The organism is Enterococcus spodopteracolus, from assembly GCF_030441955.1.
GTDB lineage: Bacteria > Bacillota > Bacilli > Lactobacillales > Enterococcaceae > Enterococcus_B > Enterococcus_B spodopteracolus.
In genome coordinates, this window is the sequence record NZ_JARJHD010000177.1 from 1 (window position 1) to 255 (window position 255).

Genomic DNA, 255 nt, shown 5'->3' on the forward strand with positions numbered 1-255 from the left:
CTTCTTCGCCCACTTTTTGTACCGTAGCTTCGACTTCTAAGCGATTCACAAATGTTGGGGTGAAGTTTTGTAGATTCGCACTGATGACATTGCGATAGTTGAGTTGATCGGCAAAAACATCTAACAAATCTAAATCAGGTTGTACAGCATCTTGTTTGTTGCTCACAACTACACCGATGATATACGCAAACTCATTCTGGATGGCGACCCCTTCTTCATCAGTTGTTTCGTCAGTTGTATTTTCTTTGACTTCTT

Annotated in this window: 1 protein-coding gene; it reads right to left on the bottom strand. The window is 40.8% G+C overall.

From position 1 onward, the window contains the following. Window positions 1–255 (bottom strand): WxL protein host-binding domain-containing protein (locus P3R27_RS15620; protein ID WP_301357625.1); only part of this gene is annotated, 255 nt, incomplete at both ends.